At 35.7% G+C, this 4,865-nt stretch carries 6 protein-coding genes; 2 read left to right on the forward strand and 4 right to left on the reverse strand.

Going from position 1 to position 4,865, the window contains the following annotated elements; genetic code table 11:
- From ENL20_03770 to trmB, 3 genes are all read right to left on the reverse strand, one after another.
- Positions 1-276: nucleotidyltransferase domain-containing protein (locus ENL20_03770; GenBank protein HHE37674.1), on the reverse strand; the 276-nt coding region annotated here is incomplete at its 3' end.
- A 102-nt stretch (positions 277-378) separates the two neighbouring features.
- Positions 379-1,536: an HD domain-containing protein gene (locus ENL20_03775; protein ID HHE37675.1), complete on the reverse strand. Its 1,158-nt coding sequence runs from the start codon at positions 1,534-1,536 to the stop codon at positions 379-381.
- A 130-nt stretch (positions 1,537-1,666) separates the two neighbouring features.
- Complete coding sequence (gene trmB / locus ENL20_03780) at positions 1,667-2,290, reverse strand: tRNA (guanosine(46)-N7)-methyltransferase TrmB (GenBank protein ID HHE37676.1); 624 nt, start codon at positions 2,288-2,290, stop codon at positions 1,667-1,669.
- A 167-nt stretch (positions 2,291-2,457) separates the two neighbouring features.
- Here trmB and ENL20_03785 point away from each other — a divergent pair, with 167 nt between their 5' ends.
- Positions 2,458-3,552, forward strand: a complete 1,095-nt coding sequence (locus tag ENL20_03785; protein HHE37677.1) for a T9SS type A sorting domain-containing protein — start codon at positions 2,458-2,460, stop codon at positions 3,550-3,552.
- A gap of 7 nt (positions 3,553-3,559) precedes the next feature.
- The gene (locus ENL20_03790; protein HHE37678.1) at positions 3,560-3,958 is read left to right on the forward strand and encodes a hypothetical protein; all 399 of its coding nucleotides are present in this window, start codon (positions 3,560-3,562) and stop codon (positions 3,956-3,958) included.
- Positions 3,959-4,009: 51 nt separating this feature from the next.
- Here the strand turns inward: ENL20_03790 and ENL20_03795 are convergent, their stop codons facing one another.
- Positions 4,010-4,648: an MBL fold metallo-hydrolase gene (locus ENL20_03795; protein ID HHE37679.1), complete on the reverse strand. Its 639-nt coding sequence runs from the start codon at positions 4,646-4,648 to the stop codon at positions 4,010-4,012.
- Between the last annotated feature and the right edge of the window lie 217 nt (positions 4,649-4,865).

Consider the following 4,865-nt stretch of genomic DNA (forward strand, 5'->3'; position numbering starts at 1 on the left):
CCTGAAAGGAGTCCAGACTTCAAATAAATCCTTTTTCCAATATGCTTTTACATCGATTACGATTCTTTCTTTCATCTCGATTTCTGCTATCAAATCGTATATTAAATTCTTTTGCTTCCAAGTCAATTTATGATCAAAGGTCAATAGAAGATCATAATCTGATTCCTCGGAAAAATCTTCTCTTGTACGAGAACCGTAAAAATATGTTCCCAAAAGATCTGATAAATGAGATTTAACGAGTTTATTAATTTCCTGGATTAATGATTCTGTTTTCATTCTTTAATTCCTTCATTCTTAATTATTAATCTTCCAACCATTGAAAAGGATAATTGAAAGAGTTTTTCCGGCAGAATCCGTTTTCAAGGTTTTATTCTTTCATCAATAAAAACTTCCCGGCAACAAATAATTCTTCACTTCCTCATTAAAATATCTGTCCGTCATGGTAGCAATAAAATCCCGAACTTTTTCAGAGTTGGAAAATTTCTGCAAATATCTTTCTTGTTTCCGATTCAGGAATTGAGTAAATATTTTTGAATTTCGATCATTTTTCTCCAGTTCTTCGAGATATTGTTCGAAAAGAATTCCCATACTTTTATCAATGATCTTCTTCGTTTTTTTTACATCCTCGTTCGTGTAAATTCGCTCGTAATTAAAATCTTTCAATTTTTTCAGGTAAAAAGAAGTTTCTTCATCAAAAGCAATAAATTCCTGCTCATAACTATTAGCGATCACACTTTTGATCAAAGTATCGATGATTCTGCTGTTACGATTTCCCAGAAATTCCGTGCAGTCTTTCGGAAGTTCCTCTCTTTTCAGGATTTTGAGTCTGATCGCATCTTCGATATCCTGCCCGATATAAGCGATCGTATCTGTAATTCTAACTATGCAGCCTTCCATTGTTGCCGGCATCCAGGAAATACTTTCATCTGCTTTTTTCTTTTGGACATACTCCGTAATATCTTTTTCTGTTTTGTTCCAATTTGGTTTGAGAAGTTTGTTATGAACTTCTCCATCGTGAGAAATAATTCCGTCTCGAACTTGAAATGTCAGATTTAGACCTTTTCCTTCCGAAGAAATATAATCGACGATTTGCAGACTTTCGATATTGTGATGGAAAGAACCTATTCCGTATTTTCGACAACATCTACTCAAAGCCATTTCTCCATCATGACCGAAAGGCGGATGTCCGAGATCGTGACCGAGTGCGATCGCTTCGATCAATTCGAGATTTAATCCCAGCCTTTTTCCGATAGTTCTGGAAATCTGCGAAACATAAGTCGTATGCAAACTGCGATTTGTCATCTCCTCATCGAAAAGATTCGTGAACGAAAATACCTGCGTTTTACCTTGATATCTGCGATATGCTCCGCTGTATAAAATCCTGTCTCGATCGATAGCAAATGCTGATCGTAAAAAATCGGTTCGCTCCTGTTTATAACGAAAAGCAGATTTGTCATGACAGGCAAAACGACTCAAATCGTGATCTATCTTCTCCAGACTTTTCTGATATATTTCTTTGATCTTTTTCGTGTTCATTTTCTGTATCACCACCGTCCCGGTGGTCTGTATTTTTTCAATCCCATCGAGACGATAAAATTGCTGTATCACCACCTCTCGGTGGTTTGTATTTTTTCAATCCCATCGGGACGATGGGGCTACTGATCCATCAAATCTTCTTAAACCTCATAAACAAAGGTTCGAATCCTTCCCTTCTTTTCTTCTCTTCGAAATGTGTCACAATATGTCCTTCTGCAGGAATTCTGCTAAAACCATTTTCGTACATCACCTTAAAATCATCCCTTGCTTTGAAAATTTCCACAATCCATTCTGCATAATCTCGATGATCAGTATTGATCTCGATCACTCCTTTAAATTTCAAAATCTTATAAAGAGCATCGAGAAAGTCATTTTGGATCAGCCTGTTTTTATGATGCTTCTTTTTGGGCCAGGGATCCGGATGATTGATATAAATGCGTTCGATGGAATTTTCAGAAATCCAATCCGTGATCTTCTCATCAACTAAAAGTCTGATCAATCTCACATTTCGATGATGTTCAGAATTCAATTTTTTCAAGGTATCATCAATCCTTTTATCTTTCAGTTCCAAACCCAGAAAATTTTTATTCCATAAAACCAGCGATTTCATAGAAATAAATTCTCCCCGACCGCTTCCTATTTCCAGATGAACCGGATTCTCATTCCCAAAAATCTCTTTGAAATTCAGAAGTTTTTCGTCTTCAAGTCCTATTTTGAAAAATCCTCTTTTCTTTTCCAGACTCATTCCAACCATTTCCTAAATCTTTCAAACAAAAATCTTTTGTTCGAGATTTGTGTCAATAAATACAAAAGACAGATTTGAGATGATTCCAACCAGGAAAAGTATTTTAAAAAAGTGTTTTAATTCTTTGACAGGATTTTTCCAAAAAATAAATTGAATTTGTATAAAGTGAGGAAATTATGAAAAAAGAAATATTTTTGATGTTTTTATTTCTCGGAGCAATTTCGCTTTTGGGGGATATTCCGGAAGGATATTATGATGGAACAGAAGGTTTAAGCGGAATACAATTGAAAATCGTACTTCATAACATAATCGATGATCATAATTCTGTGAGTTACAGTTCGATCCATGGACATTTTGAGAACACAGATCAGAAACCGAATGGAAAAGTCTGGGACATGTATTCCGATATTCCGGGAGGAAATCCACCTTATGAATATGATTTTATCGAAGCAGATCAATGCGGGCAATATGATGAAGAAGGTGATTGCTACAACAAGGAACATTCCTGGCCCAGCAGTTGGTTCAATGGAAATTTTCCCATGAGATCAGATCTTTTTCATATTTACCCGACAGATGGTTATGTAAATTCTCATCGCGGGAATCTTCCTTATGGAGAAGTTGGGAACATCGATTGGATTTCTATGAACGGCAGCAAAAAAGGAGATTGTTCTTATCCCGGATATTCAGGAACGGTTTTCGAACCGATCGATGAATATAAGGGAGATTTTGCCCGTTCCTATTTTTATATGAGCGTGCGCTATTATAATGAAGATAATGGCTGGATCGAAAATGGGATGGTCGAGGGAGCAGAACTCAAAACATGGGCAGTAAACCTGCTTTCCGAATGGCATTTGAATGATCCGGTCAGTGAAAAGGAACTCGATAGAAATGATGCGGTTTATGAGATTCAGGAAAACCGAAATCCGTTTATCGATCATCCGGAGTTTGCCGGATTGGTTTGGGGATTTACTGCTGTCGAGAATGAAACGATAATTCCGGAATACAATTTGTCGGTCTTTCCAAATCCATTTAAGAAAGAGATGAAAATCAATTTTCAATTAAACACTGAAAACATTGAAGACACCGAAATTTCTATTTATAATTTGAGAGGTCAGAAAGTGAAACGATTTTCGATTGACGATGATCGATTTTCGATTGAATGGAATGGGAAAGATGAAAGAGGTAATCTTTTAAGTTCCGGAATTTATTATATTATTTTAGAAAAAGCAGACAGAATTTTAGCGAGTAAGAAGTGTTTGTTGATGAGGTAAAAGTGAAATGATAAAAAAGTTCTTTTTATTTCTTTTTTTGGTTCTACTTACTTTTTGCTGTGATGATGATTCTAAAGCATACTTAATCAACATTAGAAATGAAAGTGAATTTTGTCTTCAAAATATCTCAATCGAAATGGAAACATTTAACAAAGAATTGCCTGATTCCGTATTTATCGATAGTATGTCTACCCAATTAGAATCTGAAACATTTAAATTCATTTTTGATAGAATGTCAGATAACTGCGGTTGTTCCAGAACAGGAAGTCCTTTTCTTGCTGCTTTTCAAGGAATTTATACTCAACACGATAGTCTAAAATATTTTGATATTGTCATGGACGGAAGAGATTCTGATTTTGTAACAGTTGTAATTGATAATGAATCGTATTTTGTTGAAGAAAATTAGTTAAAATATAGTTTTCCTTCGTGTAATTCGTGAAATTCGTGGATAGATTTTCTAAAATCTCGCAGCCAACCCCACAAACGGATTCTCAACCTTCTCATGTCCAATCGTTGTTTCCGGTCCGTGTCCCGGTAAAACGATTGTATCATCAGGTAAGATAAACAACTTTTTTTGGATCGATCTTTTTATCTCCTCGAAATTTCCACCTGGAAGATCTGTTCTCCCAATACTTTCACAGAAAATCGTATCTCCGGAAAATAAGAGATTATCCACATAAAGACAAATCCCGCCTTTTGTATGACCGGGAGTGTGAATTATTTTTATTTCCATATTTCCAAGTTTGATAATCCCGCCTTCTTCCAGAATTATATCTGTTTTAGGAGAAACAAGATTGAATCCGATCGAACTGCTGAAATTCAGATGCGGATCAGTCAGCATTTTCGCATCATCCCGGTGAATGCATAATTGAGTTTTGAAATTATCTTTCAGCAGTTTATTTCCGGCAATATGATCTCCGTGTCCGTGTGTATTAACGACAAATTTCAGATTCAGCCCTTTTCTTTGAATTTCCTGAATTAGAATTTTATCCGGTGCTGCCGGATCGATCATGATCGCTTCCTTCGAGTCTTCATCCCAGACAAGATAAGTGTTTGTTCCATAAGTTGGAAGAACATTAAATATTTTGTATTGCATTTATACTCCTTTTTTAACACAGAGCACACGAAGAGCATCGAGAAAATCTCCTCTTGAGAGGAGTCCGACTTTAGCCGGGAGGTGTGTTTCTTTCATCATTCATCATTCCTTGTTCGATATTGGATATTTATTGCTCTTTTTTTCGAGTCGTTGACGCTTCGCTTCTTACGACTCGAAAAAAAATCTTGAATGACATTTATATCAAATATTTTTTTAC

This window comes from Candidatus Cloacimonadota bacterium, from assembly GCA_011372345.1.
In the GTDB taxonomy this organism is placed as follows: Bacteria; Cloacimonadota; Cloacimonadia; order Cloacimonadales; family TCS61; genus DRTC01.

Bases quoted from the DNA above. Each gene is read 5' to 3' on its own strand.
- trmB (HHE37676.1), bottom strand. From the start codon at position 2,290: ATGGTTGGAATGAGTCTGGAAAAGAAAAGAGGATTTTTCAAAATAGGA.
- ENL20_03775 (HHE37675.1), bottom strand. From the start codon at position 1,536: ATGAACACGAAAAAGATCAAAGAAATATATCAGAAAAGTCTGGAGAAG.
- ENL20_03790 (HHE37678.1), top strand. From the start codon at position 3,560: ATGATAAAAAAGTTCTTTTTATTTCTTTTTTTGGTTCTACTTACTTTT.
- ENL20_03795 (HHE37679.1), bottom strand. From the start codon at position 4,648: ATGCAATACAAAATATTTAATGTTCTTCCAACTTATGGAACAAACACT.
- ENL20_03785 (HHE37677.1), top strand. From the start codon at position 2,458: ATGAAAAAAGAAATATTTTTGATGTTTTTATTTCTCGGAGCAATTTCG.